The following is a 21,252-nucleotide window of genomic DNA, read 5'->3' on the forward strand; positions in this document are numbered from 1 at the left end:
CTTTTGTAACGCAGCAGACTCTACGGGATTTTACGGAGCTAACCTCATCCAAAATTTATATACGCTGTGGAATCGTGAAGCTTGAGGGGATTTATGCTGGACTCAGAGTTGCCTGAGAAGACAGATGCGAATTTCTTTCATTCTGATTGCGATCGCGCTCGGCAGCCTGACCTTATTCAGCTATTCAACCCTCCAGTCCCAAGCTGAGTCGCCAGTCGAAACGGAGACCGCAATGGCAACCGTTGTTGGAACGTTGACCTATTCGGGCGAGCGAGATTTGCCGGAAGGCGCGATCGCCTATATCACCCTCGCAGACGTTTCCCCACTTCAGGACAGCTCGGCTAGTATCCTAGCCCGCCAGACAATCACTCAACCGGCCTCAAACCCTATTATCTTTGAGCTCATCTACCGGTCTGGTCAAATTAATCCGCGCCATCTCTACGCCCTTCAGGCCCAAATCACCCTAGACGGACAGGTGATCTACCGCAGCCGCTCCGCTTATCCAGTCATTACCCAGGGCCATCCAAACCGCGCTGAGATTCGGGCTGAGCTAGTAGACTAAGCCGATCCCCATCCAAAGGCTCTGGATCAATTGACTCTGTTCCGTTATAGTAAGTACATCTACTCATCAGGATTGTTTATGTGCGGCATTACCGGCGTCTGGGGCAGCTCTGACTCGCAGAGCGTCAAAACCATGATGGAGACGCTGGTGCATCGAGGTCCCGACGCCGATGGGCTGTTTATATCGGCAAACGATTTAGGCGTCCTGGGCCATCGGCGACTGAGCATTATGGACCCCAAAGGCGGGGATCAGCCGATTTATGGTGACAGTCGCAATCAGGCGATTGTGGGTAACGGGGAAATCTACAACTTTCCGCAGCTCCAGCCCGATCTGGCTCAGCGCTATTCGTTTACCACTCGCAGTGATACCGAAGCGATTCTAAGGCTTTATGAAGACCAGGGCACGGCCTCGGTGGAGCAGCTTGATGGCATGTATGCCTTTGCCATCGCCGACCAGACTCGGCTCCTAGTCGCCCGCGACCCAATTGGAATCAAGCCGCTTTACTATGCCGAGGAAGACGGCCGGTTTATCTTTGCGTCGGAACTCAAGGCGATCGCGCAGCGCTGCGATCGCGTCCAGGAATTTCCCCCCGGCACCTACTTCGACTCAGACAGCGGCTTTTCTACGTTCTATAGCGTCCCTGATATTCCCCCTGACCAGGACGCCGACCCCGAGAGCCTGATTCAGGCCGTGCGAAAAACGCTGGAAATGGCGGTGAAAAAGCGGCTGATGAGCGATGTACCGGTGGGCTGCTTTCTCTCGGGTGGGCTCGATAGCAGCCTGATTACCGCGATTGCCAAGCAGCATCTGGACGAGCTCCACACCTTTTCTATCGGCACTGAGGGCAGTCGTGATCTAAAAGCGGCCCGGCTGGTGGCAGAGCATGTCGGTACGATTCACCATGAGTATGTGATTACGCCCGACGAAGTAACCGCTCTGCTCCCAGAAATTCTGTATTACCTGGAATCTTTTGACCAGGATCTAGTGCGCAGCGCCATTCCCTGCTACTTCACCTCGCGGCTGGCGGCGGAGCATGTCAAGGTTATCCTCACGGGAGAAGGCGCAGACGAGCTGTTTGCAGGCTACACCTACTATAAAAGTGTGCCGGACGACGATACCCTACATCGCGAGCTGCGGCGGTCGGTGATGACGCTGCACAATATCAACCTGCAGCGGGTGGATCGAATGACGATGGCCCATTCCATTGAGGGTCGGGTGCCGTTTCTAGACCTGGCCATGATCGAGCTGGGTCAGCGGATTCCTGCCAGCCTGAAGCTGCGGGGCGAGCCCATCGTCGAAAAATGGATTTTGCGCCAGGCGTTTACCGACCTGCTGCCGGAGGAGATTGTCTGGCGGACGAAGGAGCAGTTTGACGAGGGCAGCGGCACCGTCGATTTACTGGGGGACATGCTCAGCCAGGTGATGTCTGAGTCTGAGGCGACTGAGTATCAGCAGAAGCATAGGCGCGATCGCCTTCGTTCCGCCGAAGAATGTCACTACCATCGCCTGCTGATGGAAGCCTACGACCGGCCAGAACCGGTTTTAGCCAATGTCGCTCGCTGGGCCGAGCGCCCGGTTTAGATTCGCTGGGCCGAGCGCCCGGTTTAGATTCGCTGGGCCGAGCGCCCGGTTTAGATTCGCTGGGCCGAGTGACCGGTTTAGGCAAAGGTTTCAGCTCAGGCAAAGGCTGGGACTAGGGATTCAGCCCAGACATCCCCAGCGATTGATGAGAAGATACAAACACGCAGATTTTACAGTTCACTGACTTTAAGGAGGTCATTTATGACAGCTACAGCAACTCGCTTTCCGATTGATTTAGGTGCCTATCAGCCCCTCAAATTAGATCCAGCTAACCCCAAGCTCAGCGATGAGCAGCGGAAAACGCTCCAGGCCAATATCCAGCTCTGCCGCGACACGATTGTCTTCTTCACCGCTACCGGCGGAGCTAGGGGCGTCGGCGGTCACACCGGCGGGGCCTACGACACGGTCCCCGAAGTCATGATCCTAGATGCCTTTTTCCGGGGCAAGGCGGATCAGTTTGTGCCGATTTTCTTTGACGAAGCGGGCCACCGCGTCGCGACTCAGTACCTGATGGCCTCGATTTACGGCGAGCTACCTGCTGAGAAGCTAGTGCAGTATCGGGCTGCCGGTTCTACGCTGCCAGGCCATCCCGAGCTGGGGCTGACGCCTGGGATTAAGTTCAGCTCCGGGCGTCTCGGTCACATGTGGCCCTTCGTCAACGGCATTGCCCTAGCGAATCCGGGCAAAACCGTCTTCTGCCTGGGCTCAGACGGGGCTCAGCAGGAAGGCGACGATGCCGAAGCGGCCCGTTTAGCCGTCGCTCAGCACATCAATATCAAGCTGCTGATTGACGATAACGACGTGACGATCGCGGGCCACCCTTCCCAGTATCTGCCCGGCTTCAGCGTCAGCCGCACCCTCGAAGGCCACGGCCTGACCGTTCTGGAAGGCGATGGCGAAGACCTGGACGGCCTCTATGCCCGGATCTGTCAGGCGGTCGATACGCCCGGCCCGGTCGCAGTGGTCAATAAGCGCTCGATGGCGGTTGGCATTGAAGGCGTCGAAGGCACGACCCACGGCCACGATGTGATTCCGGTCAAGTCAGCGATTCAGTACCTGGAGTCGCGCGGTCAGGCAGCGGCAGCAGACTTTCTTAAGGGAATTGAGAAGCCCAAGCAGACCTATACCTTCATGGGGTCCTCGGATAAGGTCGGGTCTAACCGCAACGTCTTTGGCGAGGTGATGGTTGAAATTTTGGGGGAGATGAGTGAGCGCGATCGCAAAAACAAGGTCCTGGTTGTGGATAACGACCTGGAAGGCTCCTGCGGCCTCAAGCAAATCCACGATGCCTTTCCTGAAATCTTCATCAGCGGCGGCATTCAGGAGCGGGGCAACCTCTCGGCGGCGGCGGGCTTCGGCATGGAGGAAGGCAAGCAGGGCGTGTACGCTACCTTTAGTGCCTTTTTGGAAATGAGCATTTCCGAAATTACGATGGCGCGGCTGAATAAGGTCAATCTACTCTGCCATTTCTCCCATTCCGGCATCGACGACATGGCCGACAACACCTGTCACTTCGGCATCAATAACATGTTTGCCGACGGCGGGCTAGACGATAGCTACCCCAACAGTCTCTATTTCCCGGCGGATGCCAACCAGATGCGGGCCTGTGTAAAGGCGGTCTTCAACGACCCGGGGCTGCGATTTATCTTCTCAACCCGCTCTAAGGTCCCCATGGTGCTGGACGAATCCGGCAATGAGATGTTCGGCGGCGACTATACCTTTACCCCTGGCAAAGACGAGGTAATTCGCGAAGGCAAGGCGGGCTATATCGTCTCCTTTGGCTCAGCCCTGTATCGAGCCATCGATGCGGTTGAGCGGCTGAAGCAAGAGGGCATTGAGGTGGGCTTGATTAACAAATCAACTCTGAATGCCGTAGACGAAGACAGCATGGCTAAGGTCGGCGCGGCTCCCTTTGTGCTGGTGGTGGAAGAGTTCAACCGCCGGACGGGACTGGGCAGCCGGTTTGGCTCGCTGCTGCTGGAGCGGGGACTGACGCCGAAGTACGCCCACCTAGGCACCCATGAAGAGGGCAGCGGCGGACTGTGGGAGCAGTTCCCTCATCAGGGCCTCGACCCTGAGAGCATCATGAAAAAGGTGAAGCAGCTGATGAAGTAGGGTTGGCTCCTATCGGCGGCGGTTTGGTCAAGCTGAGCACAGACTTGGCTTGAACGCCGCATAAATAATCAGGGAATTTACTGAGCCTCTATTCGGAGCTCCCTGAGCTGATGAATCTACCCCGCCGTACCTCCGCTACCCGCCGCAAGTTTCTCAAGCTGGTGGGTCGAGCCGGGGGCACTGCTGCTGTACTGACTACGATGAAGGAGCTGGGTCTGCTCGGTCCTGCTGACGCTGCCGAACGTCCGCCGCTGCCTGCTCCGGGTTCGGGGACGGGAACCCAAATTGCCATTCTAGGCGCAGGGCTGGCCGGGATGACGGCGGCCTATGAGCTGTCTAAGGCTGGGTATGACTGTAGGATTTTGGAGGCTCGCGATCGCGCCGGGGGCCGCTGCCAGACCATTCGCGGCGGCGACGTTGTTAAGGAATTTGACAGCACCCAAACCTGTCCGTTTGACACCGGCGACAATCTCTATCTCAACCCCGGCCCGGCCCGCATTCCTTACCACCACGATGTGATTCTGGGCTACTGCAAGGAATTTGGCGTGGCTCTGGAGGTGCTGGTCAACGAAAACCGAGCCGCCTACTTTCAGGACGACAAAGCCTTCGACGCTCAGCCGGTACTCAACCGCAGAGTGATTAACGACAGCCGTGGCTATCTGGCAGAGCTGTTAGCCAAAGCTGTGAGCAAAAACGCGCTGGATCAGGAACTCTCCGAGATAGACCAGGAGCGCCTGATGGACTTTATCCAAAGCTACGGCAGTCTGAAGGATGACTATACCTACAGCGGCGCGAGTCGGGCAGGCTATACCGATACGCCAGGCGCTGGCCCCAACTCCGGCACGCTATACGAACCGCTGGGGCTATCGGAGCTGCTCAAGTCAGACTTCTGGAATTACAAGCTGCACTTTGGCGAGGGCTTTAACCAGTCTGCGACGATGCTGGCTCCAGTGGGCGGTATGGATCAGATTGCCAAAGCCTTCGAGCAGCAGGTTGGCGAGATGATTGAATACGGGGCCGAGGTCAGCCAGATTCGCAAAACCGCCTCAGGCGTTCGGATTGACTACACCGATGCCACCGGTTCTGAAAAAGCGCTGGAGGCCGACTATGCCATCTGTACCTTCCCGCTTTCAGTGCTCGCCGGGGTCGAAGCGGACTTCTCACCGGCCTATGCATCGGCGATTCAGGCCAGCCAGGGAATCTATGCCAAAGCCGCCAAAGTCGGTTTCCAAGCCAGCCGCCGCTTTTGGGAAGATGACTACAACATCTACGGCGGCATCTCCTGGACCGAGCAGAATATTACCCAAATCTGGTACCCCTCCAACGGATATCACAGCGACACCGGCGTTCTGGTCGGGGCCTACATTTGGGACAATCCCATCGGTGAAGCCTGGGGACAGCTGACGCCGACTCAGCGGTTGGAAAAGGCGATCGCAGAAGGCTCTGCCATTCATCCTGACTATGCTGAATACGTTTCTCCCAACACAGGGATCACGATTGCCTGGGGTCAGGTGCCCTACAGCCAGGGCGGCTGGGCCGAATGGGAAGATGAACAGCGCGAAAGCGTTTACCCAGTCCTGCTCGAACCTGACGGCCCGATTTATCTAGCGGGCGAGCATCTGAGCTATCTGACCGGCTGGCAGGAGGGTGCAGTGCGATCGGCGTTGCTGACCGTTGCGGCTATCTCAGAGCGAGTTCAGATAGTTCAGGCTTAAGAGGCTACTGCTTCGTAGCAGCCTAAGCTGCACTGGTACGAAGCACATAGAGTAGGTCGGCGTAACATGAAAGTTAAGCGTGTTCTGAATTGAAAATGCATACAGCAGAGACGAATATGCAGTTTGCGATTTGCATTGAGGGTGAAGAAAATGGAGATTTAGAAGTTTGGAAAGTCTACCGAGTTCTACCGGATTCAAAAGCAGAAAAGCTAGGCTGTCTTCGAGTCATTGATGAATCTGGCAAAGACTATCTCTATCCGCAGAGTCGGTTTGCGTTTTTAGAATTACCTGAAGCAGCGCGGAAGAGTTTGCTAGCGGCAGTTGAGGGCTGAAGCTTGTATCATCTTCGGGCTGATGCCTATCTCCATCAGCCCAAAAAGCCGGGAAATGTTCTTTGAGTGGGCCTTACTGCCTGCTGCTTAGCCAGAAATTTGCCTTAAACCCTTTTGTGAAGGATTGCCCTATGAACTGGAAAAGAATTCTTTTGAGTCTGCTTGTCGCTTTTGGCATTGTTATCAGCCTGGCCCAGGTCTCTGCGGCTCAAGACATTACCCGCTACCCGATTCCCAACTCTGACTTTCCCATTGCCCGAGCGGTCGAGCTCCCGGCAGATGCGACCCTGGTCTACGTTAGCGGTCAGGTGCCATCGGTTATCGACGAGACTGCTGATCCCAGCAGCGTTGAGGCGTTTGGGGATACAGAATCCCAGACGGTGAGTGTCTTAGAAAAAATAGAGGCTACCCTAGACGACCTGGACCTGAGCATGAGCGACGTGGTCAAAATGCAGGTTTTTCTGGTTGGGGATCCTACTAACGATGGGATGATGGACTTCTCCGGCTTTATGGACGGCTATACCCAGTTTTTTGGGACCGAAGAGCAGCCCAATCTTCCCGCTCGTTCAGCCATGCAGGTAGCAGGACTGGTCAATCCCGGCTGGCTGGTCGAAATCGAAGTCGTCGCCGTCCGCCCTAGTTGAACTTTTCTTCTGATGTCATGTTGAGCGAAGCGAAGCGAAGTCGAAGAATCCGGCTCTCTTTTCCCGAGGGGAGAAGGGCTGGGGATGAGGGCTCCGGTGCTGATGGCTGGTTCGTTATTAACATGCACATCCCTAAGGATGCTTAGCCCGACAGTTTTTCCTTGACTAAAGCTTGCACCTTCCCGCCGTCTGCCTGCCCCTTCAGCCGCTGCATGGCTGGCCCCATGACTTTACCCATATCGCGCGGGCCGCTGGCGCCAACTTGAGCAATAATTTCGTCAACTACGGCTGCGACTTCATCGTCCGATAGCTGGGCAGGCAAGTACTCTTCGAGGATGGCGAGCTCCTGGGCTTCTTTTTCAGCCAGATCGTCACGCCCGGCGTTGGTAAATTGCTCAATCGAGTCGCGGCGCTGCTTAGCCAGCTGAGTCAGTACGGCTAGCTCTTCGGCTTCGCTCAGCTGATCCTGACCCTTAGCGCGAATTTCGCTTTCCTTTTCTAGAATCACCTTTTTCACGCTGCGAACGGTCTCCAGCCGGAGTTTGTCCTTGGCTTTCATCGCCGTTTTAATCTCTTCAGAAATGCGGTCTTTTAAGCTCATCGTTTTGTCCTATTCCGATTGAAAAGGGCGCACCGACTGTACGCCCTTCCTACATTTTATTCTGCTGATCGCTTTGGGGATCGGGGCTTAGTATTCGGGCACCGACGGATCGACTTCGCGACTCCAGGCCAGGATTCCGCCTTTGACATTGGTTCCCTCGATCCCGGCCTGCTTCAGAAGGGCTAGCGCTTTGGCAGAGCGGCCCCCCATCTTGCAGTGGGCAATCAGCTTATGCCCGTTGAGCAGGCTGCGCACCTCCTGAATCCCATTGCCGTTTTCAATTTCGGGCAGAGGCACGAGAACCGAGCCGGGGATCTTGGCAATCTCGTACTCATTGGGATTGCGTACGTCGAGCAGCAGATAGTCGTCGGCTTTGCTATCCAGCAGCGCCTTTAGCTCAGTTACTGACATTTCAGCTAGCGTCGCCTGCTGTTTGGCTTCTTCGGCCTTAGCTTGGGGAATGCCGCAGAACTGTTCGTAGTCAATCAGCTTATCAATCACCGGGCGCTCTGCTTGGGGCAGTGGCTTCAGCCTCAGCTCCCGGAAACTCATATCCAGTGAGTTATAGACCAGCAGACGACCGCTGAGGGTTTTGCCCTGGCCGAGGATAATCTTGATGGTCTCGGTGGCCTGAATCACGCCGATCATGCCGGGGAGGATGCCCAAAACGCCGCCCTCCGCACAGGAAGGAACCAATCCCGGCGGCGGCGGCTCGGGGTAGAGGTCGCGGTAGTTAGGGCCTTCTTCGTAGTTGAAAACGGTAGCCTGTCCCTCAAAGCGGAAGATCGAGCCGTAGACGTTGGGTTTATCTAGCAGCACGCAGGCATCGTTGACCAGGTAACGGGTAGGGAAATTATCCGTTCCATCTACTACGATGTCGTAGGGTCGGAAAATATCCAGCGCATTTTCGGCACTCAACCGGGTTTCGTATAGATCGACCTGACAGGCGGGATTGATCTCCAGAATTCGGCTTTTGGCTGATTCAATTTTGGGTTTACCCACCCAGGACGTGCCGTGGATAATTTGCCGCTGCAGGTTGGAGCTATCGACCCGGTCAAAATCGACGATCCCAATTCGTCCAATCCCAGCCGCAGCCAGATAGAGCAGCAAGGGCGAGCCCAGGCCACCGGTACCGACGCAGCAGACGCTAGCGGCTTTCAGCTTCTTTTGACCCTCCAGACCGACTTCAGGCAAAATCAGGTGGCGGGAGTAGCGTTCGTACTCCTCTTTATTCAGTTGGATTTCATCCAGGTTTGGATTCAGCATGTGAGTTGAGCAGAAAAATTAAAGGGTAAGTTTAGACTGGTACGAAGGTGCGCTGTAGGCGAAAAAACTAAGTTGAAACCGGCATCCGGTCAGTCGCCGCGATCGCGTTCGAAATCCACATCGGCTCAGGCTGAAACTGATGGGCAGCATCTAAAGCCCAGTTTTGCAGATCGGCTGCTCTGCCGTGGCGGACTGAAACAATACTGTAAGAATATTCGGCCCAGGCCAGGGCGCGATCACACTCCGAGGGCACCGCCGCTGCGTCCGGGTGAGAATGGTAGACGCCGATGATGCTGAGGCTGCGATTGCGAGCCTCTCGCTGCACTCTCAATAGCTCGCGGGGATCAATCCAGTATCGCCGCCGCTTGCTCTGGACATCCGTCGCTTCTTCGGTGAGTAAATTCTCTGCAACCTCAGGATCCCAGCTATTGTCTAAGGCGACTAGCTCAACCAGCTGCTTTTGGCTCGCCGAATTCTGGCCTAGCTCCAGCTGACCCAGCATCAGACCGCAGCACTCTTCGGGATAGCTGCGCTCGGCGTGGGCTTTCATCTCAGCAATATGCTCTGGGGTCAGCGCCAGCATGGTGGTCGATTGAATAGGTTCAGATTCTTATTCTAACGGTTCCCGACGGATTTACTGCGGCCTAGACCAAAGCAGGCGAGTCATTCTGCAATTCGCTCACCAGCCGATCGACAACCTGGTCCAGTCCAACCGAGCGAGATGCTTTGAACAGCAGCCTGTCCCCAGGCTGAATAGACTGCTTGAGCTCGGTTAATAAAGCGTCTTGAGTCGAAAACTGCTGATGGACCATCGTGCCTGCTCCCTCACTGAGAGCTGCTGCCGCTTCGGGGTCAGCCAGGATCAAAAGCCGGTCGATGCCAAGCGCCTGGGCGGCTGCCCCGACCCGCCAATGCAGTTCTGCCGAATGGTCGCCCAGCTCTTTCATCGTGCCAAGTACCGCAATTCGCCGCTGAGCGGGCTGATCGGCGAGCAGCTGCAGGGCGGCGGTCATCGACTCAAATCCGGCATTATAGGTTTCGTCCAGGATTAGAATGTCTTCACTGAGCTGATAGCGGCGAGAGCGACCGGCGGGCATCTCTACCGAGAATCCGTCAGCCAGCCTCTGCCAGTCAAGGTCGAGGGCCTGGAGAGTCGCGATCGCGGCCAGCAAATTCAGCGCATTGTGCCGCCCCGGCAGCGGCAGCGGCAGTGATACGCCGGCGACTTCTAAGGTTGTTGCATCGAGCAGCCGCCCACAGATATCGCCTCCGGTAAGCCCGTAGGTAATCTGACGCCCGGTCCAAACCTGAGCGGCGGTTTTAATCAGACGGTCGTTATCGTAGTTCAAGACGGCGATACCCTCGGGACGCAGCTCTGCCAGCAGCTCACATTTAGCATTCGCGATCGCCTGCTCCGATCCCAATCGCCCAATGTGAGCCGTGCCGACATTCGTGATCAAAGCCACATCGGGCTGGGCAATCTGAGTCAGCAGCGCAATCTCACCGGGGCCGCGCATGCCCATTTCAACCACGGCATAGTCATGGCTGGGATCGAGTTCGAGCAGCGTTTTAGGAACGCCGATTTCGTTATTGAAATTAGCTTTCGTTTTGAGCACGCTGGCCTGGGTTGCGATCGCGGCAGCAATCAGCTCCTTCGTCGTCGTTTTGCCAACCGAACCCGTGATTGCAACCACGGGGATCGCCAGCTGCTGTCGCCACCAGCGTCCCAGGCTCTGATAGGCTGTCAGCGTATCCTCAACTTCCAGTCTGGGGATCGAACCGTCGATGACGCCGCGTCTGACGACAGCCGCAGGGGCTCCCTGCGCGATCGCCTGCGCGACAAAATCATGTCCGTTGAACCGCTCTCCTTCTAATGCGACAAAAAGCTGACCCGGCTGAAGACTACGGCTGTCTGTCGTGAACCCAGTTACGGACTGCGCGAGTTGTAACTCCGATAGCTGCCGTGGCATCGATGAAATGACTGTCGTTAGCTGAGATAGGGGAATGCTAAAAACCATATTTCCTTAGAGCGTATCCTGGGTCTATAAGCCTGTTTTCAAGCTGTAATGATATCAGGATGGCCGATTGTGCAGCCGTCAAAATGGGGTCGTTCAGGTTAAGAAAATTTAGGTTTAGCCGTTGAGTAATGGCTTTCTCTGGGAAAACTAAGCGCTAAACAATCGTCGGGCGTATGCTTTTTGACCAAAGGACTGAAAAAAAAGCGGTTTCGTTCCGCTTTAGCAGATAGTTTGCTAACGTTCTATTGTCAGATCTACGAACATGCGCGTCAGCTGACTCGCTATCATTCTCCAGGTGCCCAACCATGACCTCGCCCAGCCGTTCCGAACAGCTTACCGCTGACGTTCCAGAAACCCGTGTTGACTCCTCTCAACTGGTCGAAACCTATGCCGAAGGGCTGATGGATGACCTATTTGAAGATGTCGATCGGCTACTGGAAGGGGACCTCAGCGCCTATTCTGAGCTCGGCTTACGACCTGAATGGGCACCTCAGCAACCACTCCGGGGCGGCGCTGTGACGATTCCTGTGACGCTACTCCCGGCTCTGCAAGCCGCTTCAGACCTATCGGAGCAGGTAGAACCTGCTTCCCCGCCGCCTAGCGGCGAAGAGCTGACCCAGCAGCGGCAGCTGACCTATTTGACGCTGGCCGCCATTTGCCTATCAATTCTGGCGGCTTTGGGATTTTGGCTCGGCCAGCAGCGCGGCGATGGGCTAGTAGGCGGCCAAACTGTGGAAGCGCCAGCGCCAACTGAGGAAGAAGCGTTTATTGCTTACGCCCAGCAGTCGCTGAATACGATTAGTGGTCAGTCTGTGGCTCAGCAGGCATCAGCTGGAACGGTTTTAACGGTACCCGTTCCAGCCCCGGTTCCCACGGACGCTTCAGCTCCTCCTGCAACCAGCAACCCCAGCAATGGCGTGATTGAGCGAGTCTTTGTCCCTGTCTATCAGCCGCTTCAGATGGCGGCTCCAGCCCCCTCCGTTAACGGCCCGCTCGCTGTTCAGCAGCTGCCTGTGCTGCCGGGACGCGGAGTCGCGACCGTCCCTGGCGCAACGACTCCAGCGACGTCAAGCACTATCCCCAACATTTCGCCTAACTCGACTGCGGTACTGGTCGGTATATTAGAGCTAGGTGAGCGTTCCGCTGCCCTGTTTGAAATCAACGATGCTCCCCAGCGAGTCTACGTTGGTGAAAACATCGGTACTACTGGCTGGAAGCTAGAATCGGCAAGTAATCAGGAAGTGATTGTCAGCCGGGATGGGCAGGAACGCTCGATCTATGTTGGTCAGCGGTTTTAACCGACTCTTTCGCCCCTATGAGCCTATTTGACGATTTCAGCCGGTTTTTAGAAACGCGGTTAGACGAGTTTCTGCGTGCGAACCCCCACCTTGAGCTACAGGCAATCGAAGAGCAGCTGCGCGGTCAGGAAGAAGACGCGATCGCGCTCCTGATTGATCTCAAACGCCGCGAAAAGCAGCTCGAAGAGAGTATCCTTTCCACCGCCCAGGAGATCCAGTCCTGGCATCAGCGAATTGAGAAAGCCAAAGCCGCCAATCGGCTGGATTTAGTTGAACCCGCCCAGGCCAGAGAAGCGGCGCTGCTGCGTCAGGGTAATCATCTCTGGGGCCAGACCAAGGGCGTCAAAAGCCGGATTGAGCAAACCACGGCTCTGAGAAAAAAGCTGCACGACCGGCGGCAGGAAGTCAAAACTAAAATTGCCCAGGCGCAAGCTACCCGCAGCACGCCTAAGATGGACTGGAGCACCACCGGCTGGAACCAAAGCCCCTACGACCTGCATAGTCAGACGGTTGACCCGCTAGACGAAACCTTTAAGCGCTGGGAAGCCGAAGAAGAGCTGGCCGACCTGAAGCGAAAAATGGGCAGCTGATTCCCTTTTTACCCTAAAAGCTCGGGCTTATTCCCAATCGCCCGATAAGACTTCGACCGGCTGACCGTCGGCAGTCACGATACTGAGGGCAAGTTCGGACTCGTTATCTACCCGGTCAAATTGGATAATTTGGACGCCAGCTGGGGTCGGTTCCACTGTCATCACATAGCGATCGCTTTGCCACTGTAGGCCGGTAATGCGATGACCCATCAGCCAGGTTTCAGCGGTCTCGCCAGCGTTGATTTGCTCAGTCGCTTCTGGCTCGTAGCAGTTCCAAAGCTCTTCTTCTACGGTCCACAGGCCCGAGAATGTTACCGGCTCCATCCGAGCGCTGAGGCCATAGGTCGTAAAGCTGACGGCCTGATGCTGCCAAAAGCTATCTGACACAGACTTGAGCGGCTCTTCCTCTAGCCCCTGGTAGCGGGGATCGGAGCCGACCTGCTTGGTCTGATCGGCTTCATTGGGGCGTTGCCAATCAGCGGCTTCGGCACAGACGGCATAGCTGACCTCGGTGCTGGCTGCGGGCTCTGAATCGGTAACGGCTGGCTCGGCGGCAGTCGCGGCTGTTGCCGCGATTGGGGTAGCTAAAGGCAGGTCTGAGTAACTCTCGCTGCCAGCCGAACTCTGACTGACTGAGCTCTGACTGGGACAGCCCATGACCACAATGGCGCTCAGTAGTGAAATCCCAACCTGGCTAAACCGCTTCAATCGCCGCGCATTCATTATTTTTGCCAATATCTCTAGGTATGATTTTTTTGCCGTGGGGCAAAGAGCTTATGAGAATTGATAGTAATAGGAGAATCAGATTTTCACTGATTGATCCCTGAGAAAAGCTTTCAAGCGGTCAAAGTGACTTGAACTTGAAAGCGGACTGCTAAAGAAGGCATCTAGGCAAAACTGCCTGATTGACCTGTGACTGGCCTAAGAGCTGGCCGGTGATTCAGATCAGGCTTCTAGTCAATCGGGTCAGGCAAACAGACTTGATGGTCAAGCCCCAGCTTGGCGTTGGGCTCGCCCAAGCTGGGGCCGCTTGGCCGGGCTGACTTACCAAAAGCTGAAATCATTATGAGGGGACGGTTCAAGCTAACTTTAAAGAATGGGACAGTTCTTCAAAAACTAACAACTGTCTTCGCAAAAGAAAGCTTTGCAGCGGAATCAGCCGAAACTAAGCGCAAATGTCTGTACAATTCCTGGCCGATCACCATTACCCCTATTCTAGGGCGATACCGTTAATTCTTGGATAAAGCTCTGTTAAGGAAATCAGTAGGATTACTGATTTTTTAACGTTGTTATTTGAGCTGGCCCTGATTGTTGGAGTATGTCTCAAATAACGCTGATAAAAAAGAGCGGCCCGGCGATCGCTTGAGGAATACCAGCGGCGATTTGGGCTTGTCCATAGGCGCTGATTGCCTGCAGCGGACTCAGCTCGATTCGGTCTTCTCGCTGGAGTTGGTAGAGCTGTTCGTCTAGCTCTGCCCGGGTCAGAGGCGGCTGAAGGGCATCTCTGAGATGAAAGATGGGCAGACCGTTTTCACTCGCGAGCGTTCGATCGAGCTGCTGAATGGTCTGAAGTACGGTAGCCGCAGTCGGCTTAACCTCACCTTTGGGATCGTCCTGCTGAGCGGTTTCAGGCCCTCCGTTTAGCTGCCCCATAAACTGGCGGAGAAACCGCAGGTAGCTACTTAACAGGTCGCCGCTGATTGAACTGGCTGAGCCGTGCGGCTGCCAGTCCTGCCGCAAAAATTGCTGCCCCGCTGCCGTTAGCCATGCCTCCTTAATGTCGATTTTTTTGATCTTGACCAGGCCGCGCTGATCCAAATTTCGAACCAGCGCCAGCCGCTCGAGAGATGAGACTTTTCGGTGAATTTCTTCCGGCCTAATCGCCCCCGACTGACAGGAGCGCAAAATCCAGAGCTCTGAGGGGGTCACGGGTAGGCTGGTCGTCCCGAGGCCCAGCAGCATCCGACCCGCTGGCGCGATCGCGAACCTCACAATCTCACTCGTATAGTCCACCAGACCCAGCTCACCCAGTCGACGGCAGATCCGATCCGCTGCGGTGTTCTGGGGGCTAGACCTGAGCTGCGCGATCGCGGTTCGATAGCCAGGATAACCCAATAGCCGGAGTACAAATTTCAGCTCAGCCGGGGAGAGGTCCATACCGTGAGCAGGCGACTAACTCAACAAAAACATATGTTCTAGTCTAAGGGATCGCTGAACTGTTTTTGAGCCGACAGCGTATTTCGCTCCCAAAAATAGCCGCCAGCATAGCCTTGAATAGTGCGATCGCGCTCAGCTAACGCCAACCGTTTTTCAGCTAAGCAGCAGTAGAGCGGCTCTTTTTCGATCCCGACGTATTGCCGATCGAGCTTCTTGGCCACCACTGAGGTAGTGCCAGCACCCAGGAAAGGATCCAGCACCACCGAGCCCACCTGACTACTGGCCAAAATCAGCTTGGCAATCAGCTTTTCTGGCTTTTGGGTAGGATGATCGGTATTTTCTGGCATTGACCAAAACGGCACTGAAATATCCGTCCATATATTAGAGGGATGAGTTACGCGGAAGCGGCCTTGACCCGTTTCCTGCCAGTCTTTCGGCTGCCCCTTGTCATCCCGGTAGGGCGCAACTACCCGCCGCTTCAGCTTAACCGCCTCCAGGTTGAATACATACTGGTCAGACACCGTGCCAAACCAGACATCCTCCGACGCATTCTTCCAATTGCTTTTGGCCCCACGCCCCTTTTCCCGTTCCCAGGTAATCCGATTCTGCACGATAAAATACTGCTCGAATACTTTGTAAACGGCGTTAGAAGACTGCCAGTCGCAGCAGATGTAGGCCGATGCAGTAGGCTTCAGCAGCCGCACCAGCTGACTGAGCCAGGACGCGAGCCAGTCTTCGTAGGCAGAAGGAGATAGCTGATTGAAGGCGGTGCCGTTAAAGTCCTTATGGCGGTTGTAGGGCGGGTCGATAATTAGTAAATCGACCCAGCTGTCTGGCAGGTGAGGCAGGGCTGCAAACAGATCCTGACAGATGGTCTGGTTAAGCAGTGCCGTCACCAGCTGAGGAGACTGAAGCGTCATTAAACGCTGGCGATATTGACTGGATTCAGCTTCGCTGAGACTCAGGGTGCGGTTGTTGGGCGCTCTTTTTTTAGGCTGCAAAGCTACCTGGGGAACGGGCCTGATAGACTGCTAGCTTATCAAGCCAGAAACGCTTTTAGATAGAGAAAAAGGCCGATGCATTAGACCCTTTACGGCAAAGACGACGTCATTGTAATCCCAGTCACTCTTGTCGTCTTGAGCTTTGTCCTCAAAGCCTAGCAGCAGGTATTCGCCGGACTGATAGACGGTCAGATGCTCACGGCCAAAAGGGTTTTTTGCTAGCGTCTGCGCCGAAAACTCTGCCTAGAGGATTCTGTAGAAAGAAGCTAAGCATTGTGTCTCCGGCAAAGTTACCGAGCTTGACGCCTTCGCCCACCGACATTCTGCCCGTGCTCTCTTCCTTGATGCTGTATTGAAAAGCAATGTCGCCGAAGAGGGTGGTCATGGTTTGACCGCCGTCGGTCGAAAACTTCAGCGTAAATTCCCTATATCGGTGCCCTTGGTCAGCCGTTTGCCGAGCCGTCAGCCGCCCGATCTGCTTCGGCATCTACCCAACCCCTTAGAATAGATAAACTAGGGCAGTATTTATCGTGCCCAGCTCGCTAGTTCATTCGCCAAGCCCTATGTTTGAAGCCCTCTCCGAAAGATTTGAGTCCGCCTGGAAATCGCTGCGCGGCCAGAATAAGATTTCCGCCGCCAATGTTCAAGAAGCGCTGCGGGAAGTGCGGCGGGCGCTGCTAGAAGCAGACGCCAACCTCCAGGTGGTCAAAGACTTTGTGGCGGAAGTCAGTGAAAAGGCCCAGGGGGCTGAAGTCGTCTCTGGGGTCAGCCCAGACCAGCAGTTTATCAAAATTGTCTACGACGAGCTGGTCTCGGTCATGGGTGAGACCAACGTGCCGCTCAAGCAGGTCGTGCCGGGACCGACGGTCGTCCTGATGGCAGGCTTGCAGGGCACGGGTAAAACCACGGCAACCGCTAAGCTAGCGCTGCACTTGCGGAAGCAAGAGCGGACGGCCCTGCTGGTGGCGACAGACGTTTATCGCCCCGCTGCGATCGACCAGCTGATTACCCTGGGTAAGCAAATCGACGTTCCCGTATTTGACCTGGGGACGGATGCTAACCCGGTCGAAATTGCGCTTCAGGGCTTAGAGCAGGCCAGGGCAGACGGAGTCGATACGGTGATTATTGACACGGCGGGTCGGCTGCAAATCGACCAGGCGATGATGGGCGAGCTGGCTCAGATTAAGGATGCCGTTCAGCCCCACGAAGTGCTGCTAGTCGTAGACGCGATGACCGGTCAGGAGGCGGCCAACCTGACCCAGACCTTTCATGAGCAGATTGGCATCACCGGCGCAATCCTGACCAAGATGGACGGCGATTCGCGCGGAGGAGCGGCGCTCTCGGTACGACAGATTTCGGGTCAGCCGATTAAATTCATCGGGGTCGGTGAAAAAGTTGAGGCGCTACAGCCTTTTTACCCTGAGCGGATGGCCTCGCGGATTTTGGGCATGGGCGATGTCTTGACCCTGGTCGAAAAGGCCCAGGAAGAGGTAGACCTGGCCGATGCCGAAAAGCTTCAGGAAAAAATTCTCTCGGCTAAGTTTGACTTCAACGATTTTCTGAAGCAAACCCGCCTGATGAAGAATATGGGCTCTTTGGCGGGCATTATGAAGCTAATCCCCGGCATGGGCAACAAGCTCTCGTCTGACCAGCTCCAGCAGGGCGAGCAGCAGCTCAAGCGCTGTGAGGCCATGATCAGCTCGATGACGCTGCAAGAGCGGCAAAACCCAGAGCTGCTGTCGGGGTCGCCCAGCCGTCGCCGCCGGATTGCCCGGGGAGCGGGCTACGGCGAAAAAGACGTGGGCAAGCTCGTGTCTGATTTTCAGCGGATGCGGACGATGATGCAGCAGATGGGTCAGGGCAATATGGGCATGCCCGGCATGGGCGGCGGTTTCCCTGGTATGGGCGGCATGGGCGGCGGTATGCCAAGCATGGGAGGTGGCCCGCAGCCCGGCTGGCGCGGCGGTAGTGGTGCGACGAAGAAAAAGAAAAAGGGCAAAAAGAAAAAAGGATTTGGCACGCTCTAACGTCGCTGCTTTAACAGCGCCGCCGGCTCAGCGTCTCACCTGACCAGATCGTCTAAATTAGCTTTACTTTTCGGGCAGTTGGGCAACTATGACATTGAGGCATGGGGTCTTGAAGGATCGCTGGCTGGCCGTGAATCTATCGCTGCTGCTGCCTGGCTTGGGACAGTTCTATCTAAATCAGGTTCTGAAAGGAGCCGGGTTTGTGTTGGGTTTTATCACTTGTCTGGGCTGGGCGGTTTGGTCCATCTTGGCTGCCAATGGAAATACGGTAACTGGGCTCTGGCTAGTTGCGATCGCGGCTACTATCTACGGCTTCAGCCTGGTCGATGCTCACCGGGGAGCACAGCCCGTCTCAATCCAGTCCTCAAAAACGAAAAATGTCTGGTACGGCGTCTTTCTCTCTCAGGTACTCCCGGGTCTGGGACATCTATATTTAGACCGCGCCCTAATCGGCGGCCTCTTTCTCATCCTCGGCGTCGGCCTGGCCCTGTGGGCTAATACGCAGTCGGCGCTGATCCCGTTGGCCTGCTCGGTCTGGGCGGTCGCGACCTATCATACCTTCCGCAGTGCTGCCCGCAAGGTAGCGACTTCGCTGGGGCTGATTTTACTCATTTCGCTGGGGCTGCTGTTTACCCGGCTGACCCTCGGGATGGCCCCGGTCTGGTTTTCTCAAGCCGTCGAGCAGTGCATCGTGCCGAGCGAGTCGATGCTGCCGACCTTGAAAGTGAGCGATCGCATTTTTGTCCGTAAGGCTGCCGACGACCGCCCGAAAACCGGCGATATCGTCGTTTTTCGGATTCCTAAAGAAGCTGCTACTCTGCTTAGAACCTCGCCAGACACGCTTTTTGTAAAACGCATCATCGGCCTGCCGGGGCAGCAGGTGCAGGTTTCTGCTGGCCAGGTTTGGATCAATCAGCAGCCTCTGGCAGAACCCTACGGCCCGATGCCTGTAAGCTACGAATGGGGACCCGCCATCATTCCTAAAAATACCTATTTTGTCCTGGGCGACAATCGCGACGCCAGCGCCGACTCCCACGTCTGGGGGTTTTTGCCCGCCGCTGACCTAGTGGGAAATGCCTATAAAATTTACTGGCCGCCCAGCCGGATTCGGCCTTTGAATTAGTTTGTCAGGCTAGAAGGGAGGCATCAGCTGATCGCTGATGTGGATTTGGTGAACTGCGCGATCGCGCGATGAGCCATAAACAGCGGGCTAATCAGGCTGGAGACATACAGTGTCATCTCGCAGGCCGCAACGTCGTCCTGAACTACGGCGCTGCGATACTTTAGCAGGTGCCGGAGGATTTTACGGACATCGTTGGCAGCGTAAGCCAGCAGCATTAGCGGGCGCTGCCAGGGAGAGACGCTGAGCATGCGGGTACGACAGCGGCTGTAGCCAATACCGCGGCAGAGGCTCTTGAGATAGGCACGGTTCAGACGCTGACTGGGAATCCGGTGAAAAACGCGCATGTGGGGGTTGTACCAAACTTCCCAACCGGCTCGTTGAATATGTAAAATCGATTCGAGGTCTTCGCCGGTAAGCATGCTTTTCCCATCCCGACCGGTCAGGACAGGTTGTGGCGGTACATGGTCGAGCCAAGCCTGCCGCCTTACCACCATTCCGGCTCCGGGAGGAAGCACCTTCTTTTCAGGCTGGTAAATTTTCGGTTCGGCTCCGCGTTCGGTCAGGGCTAACAGCGCGGCGATGCGCTCAAAATTCGGAGGGGGTGTCGTTTCAAACTCGCCTTGAATACGACTGCCGTAGACGCCAACTTGAGGATACGCCTGGCCAAACCGGTACGCCCCTGTGACCCAGGTCATCGCCGGCAGATTGTCGTCGTCCAGAAATCCAATCAGCGGACTGCGAGCCGCACGCACTGCCGTATGCCGGGCATAGCCAGCCCCCTGCCGAGATTCGGTCAGATAGCGCAGCGGAAAGCCATCGGGCCAGATTGCCTGGTAAGCTCGCACGACTTCGGCGGTTTGATCGGTGCTATTGTTATCGACAACAATCACTTCCCAGGCAATCTGGGAGGTATTGAGCTGCCAGCGCAGGCATTCTAAAACTGCCGGCAGCCGATGCTCGCCGTTGTAGGTACAGATAGCAACGGTGAAGTCGAGTTTGACCTGCTCGGGAAAGACTTGACTAAATAGGTGCCTGACCGTCGAAAGCTGAGTGGCTGCTGCCGGAGTTGTCTGGTTGATATTCACTCGCCAAGCCCAAATATGTGACGAAGTCATAGAAGTAAATAGCCTTTTAGCTGTAAATTACTTCTAGTGCCCACTTAGCTCAGATTGCCCGCTGCACCGAACGGCCTAACAAGTTAAAGTTTTCTACACAAAAGCCGACCCGCACTGCGACAGGTCGGCTTTTGCATCATTAGTTTCAGGAGCTGAGTGGTACAGACGGGTGCGACGGAAATATAATGTAGACTTACGAACCGAGAGAAAAGCCGTACTGGTTAATTTTCGACCAGAATTGGGGCCATCTCCCTGAGGTATATTTAAGAAGTTTGTTGAAAGCTGCTGGAGTTATTTCAACCGGTTCATTGGAACAAAGCGATTACCCAGTCTGGCAATATCGGGACGTGGCAGGGATCAGGCTTCTTCCGAGACCCTAGAGCGCTTGCCCAGGAGCTGATCGCGCAGATGCTTGATGCGATTGAGGGAAGTATCCTTTACGGGGCAATTGTCATGCTATCTAAGTTGCTCTTTGCGGTATGCAGCTTGAACATGCGCTCTGCGGTAAACTGATAAAATAAGAACGGAACACGGGGTTTAAGATGGCAATAGCCCAAGTAACTTTAACTGAGTCACAAAGTCAAGCTATTCAAGCCCTGAGCCAGAGCAAGGGCAAGACACCGGAAGACATACTGCATGAGGCTATCGAACAGTTCTTAGCGCGGCACAAAATAGAGAACCGATTAGTCGCTTTGCGGCAGGCACGTGGCATCTGGCAAGGGCGACGGGATTTGCCTGATTTTGCCGAGCTCAGGAGCGAGTGGAACAGGTTCGAAAAATAACGCTTCCCATGTCTGAACCTTTGCTTCTTGACACAGATGTCATCATCGACTATTTGCGTGGTCAGACGGATGCAGTAGCGTATCTTGAAGGTCTCACCAATCCTCTTCTCATTTCAGCAGTCACAGTAGCAGAGTTATATGTCGGTGTGCGTGAAGGTGAGGAGCGCGAGGCACTGGATATACTCTAGCCGGTTCGGGCTTGAACTAATTCTATAGTCATGGTGAAATTGAGTTAGCCCACCCAAAAGACACCGCGGTCATGATTCAACTAGAGTTCAGCGAAGCCGACATTAGCGCACTTGAATACGAGCGCTATCACCACCCT

The 21,252-nt window shown here is 55.5% G+C and carries 21 protein-coding genes; 11 read left to right on the forward strand and 10 right to left on the reverse strand.

What is annotated here, in order from left to right; translation table 11 throughout:
• The first annotated feature begins 124 nt into the window (after positions 1–124).
• From IQ241_RS08150 to IQ241_RS08175, 6 genes are all read left to right on the forward strand, one after another.
• Positions 125–562, forward strand: coding sequence for a YbaY family lipoprotein (locus tag IQ241_RS08150; protein ID WP_193905926.1), 438 nt, complete (start codon positions 125–127; stop codon positions 560–562).
• A gap of 78 nt (positions 563–640) precedes the next feature.
• Positions 641–2,143 (forward strand): asparagine synthase B, encoded by a 1,503-nt coding sequence (asnB, locus tag IQ241_RS08155; protein WP_193905927.1) that lies wholly within the window; start codon positions 641–643, stop codon positions 2,141–2,143.
• A gap of 201 nt (positions 2,144–2,344) precedes the next feature.
• The gene (locus tag IQ241_RS08160; protein ID WP_193905928.1) at positions 2,345–4,258 is read left to right on the forward strand and encodes a transketolase C-terminal domain-containing protein; all 1,914 of its coding nucleotides are present in this window, start codon (positions 2,345–2,347) and stop codon (positions 4,256–4,258) included.
• A gap of 110 nt (positions 4,259–4,368) precedes the next feature.
• Positions 4,369–5,973 carry a flavin monoamine oxidase family protein gene (locus IQ241_RS08165; protein ID WP_193905929.1) on the forward strand — a complete coding sequence of 535 codons (1,605 nt, stop codon included), beginning with the start codon at positions 4,369–4,371 and terminating at the stop codon, positions 5,971–5,973.
• A gap of 95 nt (positions 5,974–6,068) precedes the next feature.
• Positions 6,069–6,305, forward strand: coding sequence for a hypothetical protein (locus tag IQ241_RS08170; RefSeq protein WP_193905930.1), 237 nt, complete (start codon positions 6,069–6,071; stop codon positions 6,303–6,305).
• A 131-nt stretch (positions 6,306–6,436) separates the two neighbouring features.
• Positions 6,437–6,949 (forward strand): RidA family protein, encoded by a 513-nt coding sequence (locus IQ241_RS08175; protein WP_193905931.1) that lies wholly within the window; start codon positions 6,437–6,439, stop codon positions 6,947–6,949.
• Between the two features lie 142 nt (positions 6,950–7,091).
• Here the strand turns inward: IQ241_RS08175 and IQ241_RS08180 are convergent, their stop codons facing one another.
• From IQ241_RS08180 to IQ241_RS08195, 4 genes are all read right to left on the reverse strand, one after another.
• Positions 7,092–7,550: a GatB/YqeY domain-containing protein gene (locus IQ241_RS08180; RefSeq protein WP_193905932.1), complete on the reverse strand. Its 459-nt coding sequence runs from the start codon at positions 7,548–7,550 to the stop codon at positions 7,092–7,094.
• Positions 7,551–7,637: 87 nt separating this feature from the next.
• The gene (gene moeB / locus IQ241_RS08185; protein ID WP_193905933.1) at positions 7,638–8,816 is read right to left on the reverse strand and encodes a molybdopterin-synthase adenylyltransferase MoeB; all 1,179 of its coding nucleotides are present in this window, start codon (positions 8,814–8,816) and stop codon (positions 7,638–7,640) included.
• 67 nt (positions 8,817–8,883) lie between these two features.
• Positions 8,884–9,399: a Mov34/MPN/PAD-1 family protein gene (locus tag IQ241_RS08190; RefSeq protein ID WP_193905934.1), complete on the reverse strand. Its 516-nt coding sequence runs from the start codon at positions 9,397–9,399 to the stop codon at positions 8,884–8,886.
• Between the two features lie 61 nt (positions 9,400–9,460).
• Positions 9,461–10,834, reverse strand: a complete 1,374-nt coding sequence (locus IQ241_RS08195; RefSeq protein ID WP_193905935.1) for a UDP-N-acetylmuramoyl-tripeptide--D-alanyl-D-alanine ligase — start codon at positions 10,832–10,834, stop codon at positions 9,461–9,463.
• Positions 10,835–11,139: 305 nt separating this feature from the next.
• Here IQ241_RS08195 and IQ241_RS08200 point away from each other — a divergent pair, with 305 nt between their 5' ends.
• Together IQ241_RS08200 and IQ241_RS08205 are read left to right on the forward strand one after the other, a co-directional pair.
• Entirely contained in the window at positions 11,140–12,132 is a 993-nt protein-coding gene (locus IQ241_RS08200; protein WP_193905936.1) for a hypothetical protein, read from the forward strand.
• Between the two features lie 17 nt (positions 12,133–12,149).
• Positions 12,150–12,722, forward strand: a complete 573-nt coding sequence (locus IQ241_RS08205; RefSeq protein ID WP_193905937.1) for a TIGR04376 family protein — start codon at positions 12,150–12,152, stop codon at positions 12,720–12,722.
• A gap of 27 nt (positions 12,723–12,749) precedes the next feature.
• On the opposite strand, the gene IQ241_RS08210 is transcribed toward IQ241_RS08205, so the two are convergent.
• From IQ241_RS08210 to IQ241_RS08230, 5 genes are all read right to left on the reverse strand, one after another.
• Positions 12,750–13,445 (reverse strand): hypothetical protein, encoded by a 696-nt coding sequence (locus IQ241_RS08210; protein WP_193905938.1) that lies wholly within the window; start codon positions 13,443–13,445, stop codon positions 12,750–12,752.
• A 600-nt stretch (positions 13,446–14,045) separates the two neighbouring features.
• Entirely contained in the window at positions 14,046–14,879 is an 834-nt protein-coding gene (locus IQ241_RS08215; RefSeq protein WP_193905939.1) for a hypothetical protein, read from the reverse strand.
• A 38-nt stretch (positions 14,880–14,917) separates the two neighbouring features.
• Positions 14,918–15,880, reverse strand: coding sequence for a DNA-methyltransferase (locus tag IQ241_RS08220; protein ID WP_228021493.1), 963 nt, complete (start codon positions 15,878–15,880; stop codon positions 14,918–14,920).
• Between the two features lie 30 nt (positions 15,881–15,910).
• The gene (locus IQ241_RS26445; RefSeq protein ID WP_193905948.1) at positions 15,911–16,072 is read right to left on the reverse strand and encodes a DUF4114 domain-containing protein; all 162 of its coding nucleotides are present in this window, start codon (positions 16,070–16,072) and stop codon (positions 15,911–15,913) included.
• A 4-nt stretch (positions 16,073–16,076) separates the two neighbouring features.
• Positions 16,077–16,367, reverse strand: coding sequence for a hypothetical protein (locus IQ241_RS08230; RefSeq protein WP_193905940.1), 291 nt, complete (start codon positions 16,365–16,367; stop codon positions 16,077–16,079).
• A gap of 76 nt (positions 16,368–16,443) precedes the next feature.
• Here IQ241_RS08230 and ffh point away from each other — a divergent pair, with 76 nt between their 5' ends.
• Both ffh and lepB read left to right on the forward strand, forming a co-directional pair.
• Positions 16,444–17,907, forward strand: a complete 1,464-nt coding sequence (gene ffh / locus IQ241_RS08235; protein ID WP_193905941.1) for a signal recognition particle protein — start codon at positions 16,444–16,446, stop codon at positions 17,905–17,907.
• A gap of 109 nt (positions 17,908–18,016) precedes the next feature.
• Entirely contained in the window at positions 18,017–19,030 is a 1,014-nt protein-coding gene (gene lepB / locus IQ241_RS08240) for a signal peptidase I (protein ID WP_193905942.1), read from the forward strand.
• A 23-nt stretch (positions 19,031–19,053) separates the two neighbouring features.
• Here lepB and hpsE read toward each other — a convergent pair whose 3' ends face one another.
• On the reverse strand, positions 19,054–20,145 hold the full coding sequence (hpsE, locus tag IQ241_RS08245) for a hormogonium polysaccharide biosynthesis glycosyltransferase HpsE (RefSeq protein WP_193905943.1): 1,092 nt from the start codon (positions 20,143–20,145) through the stop codon (positions 19,054–19,056).
• A 760-nt stretch (positions 20,146–20,905) separates the two neighbouring features.
• On the opposite strand from hpsE, the gene IQ241_RS08250 reads away from it, so the two are divergent.
• Positions 20,906–21,115, forward strand: coding sequence for a PIN domain-containing protein (locus IQ241_RS08250; protein WP_228021494.1), 210 nt, complete (start codon positions 20,906–20,908; stop codon positions 21,113–21,115).
• Positions 21,116–21,252 lie beyond the last annotated feature (137 nt).

It is taken from the genome of Vasconcelosia minhoensis LEGE 07310, from assembly GCF_015207255.1.
Taxonomy (GTDB): Bacteria; Cyanobacteriota; Cyanobacteriia; order Phormidesmidales; family Phormidesmidaceae; genus Vasconcelosia; species Vasconcelosia minhoensis.

Excerpts from the sequence above, each read along its gene's own strand:
- IQ241_RS08195 (WP_193905935.1), bottom strand. The coding sequence starts at position 10,834 with ATGGTTTTTAGCATTCCCCTATCTCAGCTAACGACAGTCATTTCATCG.
- IQ241_RS08200 (WP_193905936.1), top strand. The coding sequence starts at position 11,140 with ATGACCTCGCCCAGCCGTTCCGAACAGCTTACCGCTGACGTTCCAGAA.
- asnB (WP_193905927.1), top strand. The coding sequence starts at position 641 with ATGTGCGGCATTACCGGCGTCTGGGGCAGCTCTGACTCGCAGAGCGTC.
- IQ241_RS08210 (WP_193905938.1), bottom strand. The coding sequence starts at position 13,445 with ATGAATGCGCGGCGATTGAAGCGGTTTAGCCAGGTTGGGATTTCACTA.
- moeB (WP_193905933.1), bottom strand. The coding sequence starts at position 8,816 with ATGCTGAATCCAAACCTGGATGAAATCCAACTGAATAAAGAGGAGTAC.
- ffh (WP_193905941.1), top strand. The coding sequence starts at position 16,444 with ATGTTTGAAGCCCTCTCCGAAAGATTTGAGTCCGCCTGGAAATCGCTG.
- IQ241_RS08205 (WP_193905937.1), top strand. The coding sequence starts at position 12,150 with ATGAGCCTATTTGACGATTTCAGCCGGTTTTTAGAAACGCGGTTAGAC.
- IQ241_RS08170 (WP_193905930.1), top strand. The coding sequence starts at position 6,069 with ATGCATACAGCAGAGACGAATATGCAGTTTGCGATTTGCATTGAGGGT.
- IQ241_RS08160 (WP_193905928.1), top strand. The coding sequence starts at position 2,345 with ATGACAGCTACAGCAACTCGCTTTCCGATTGATTTAGGTGCCTATCAG.
- IQ241_RS08180 (WP_193905932.1), bottom strand. The coding sequence starts at position 7,550 with ATGAGCTTAAAAGACCGCATTTCTGAAGAGATTAAAACGGCGATGAAA.
- IQ241_RS08175 (WP_193905931.1), top strand. The coding sequence starts at position 6,437 with ATGAACTGGAAAAGAATTCTTTTGAGTCTGCTTGTCGCTTTTGGCATT.
- IQ241_RS08230 (WP_193905940.1), bottom strand. The coding sequence starts at position 16,367 with ATGCCGAAGCAGATCGGGCGGCTGACGGCTCGGCAAACGGCTGACCAA.
- IQ241_RS08150 (WP_193905926.1), top strand. The coding sequence starts at position 125 with ATGCGAATTTCTTTCATTCTGATTGCGATCGCGCTCGGCAGCCTGACC.
- hpsE (WP_193905943.1), bottom strand. The coding sequence starts at position 20,145 with ATGACTTCGTCACATATTTGGGCTTGGCGAGTGAATATCAACCAGACA.
- IQ241_RS08165 (WP_193905929.1), top strand. The coding sequence starts at position 4,369 with ATGAATCTACCCCGCCGTACCTCCGCTACCCGCCGCAAGTTTCTCAAG.
- IQ241_RS08190 (WP_193905934.1), bottom strand. The coding sequence starts at position 9,399 with ATGCTGGCGCTGACCCCAGAGCATATTGCTGAGATGAAAGCCCACGCC.
- IQ241_RS08215 (WP_193905939.1), bottom strand. The coding sequence starts at position 14,879 with ATGGACCTCTCCCCGGCTGAGCTGAAATTTGTACTCCGGCTATTGGGT.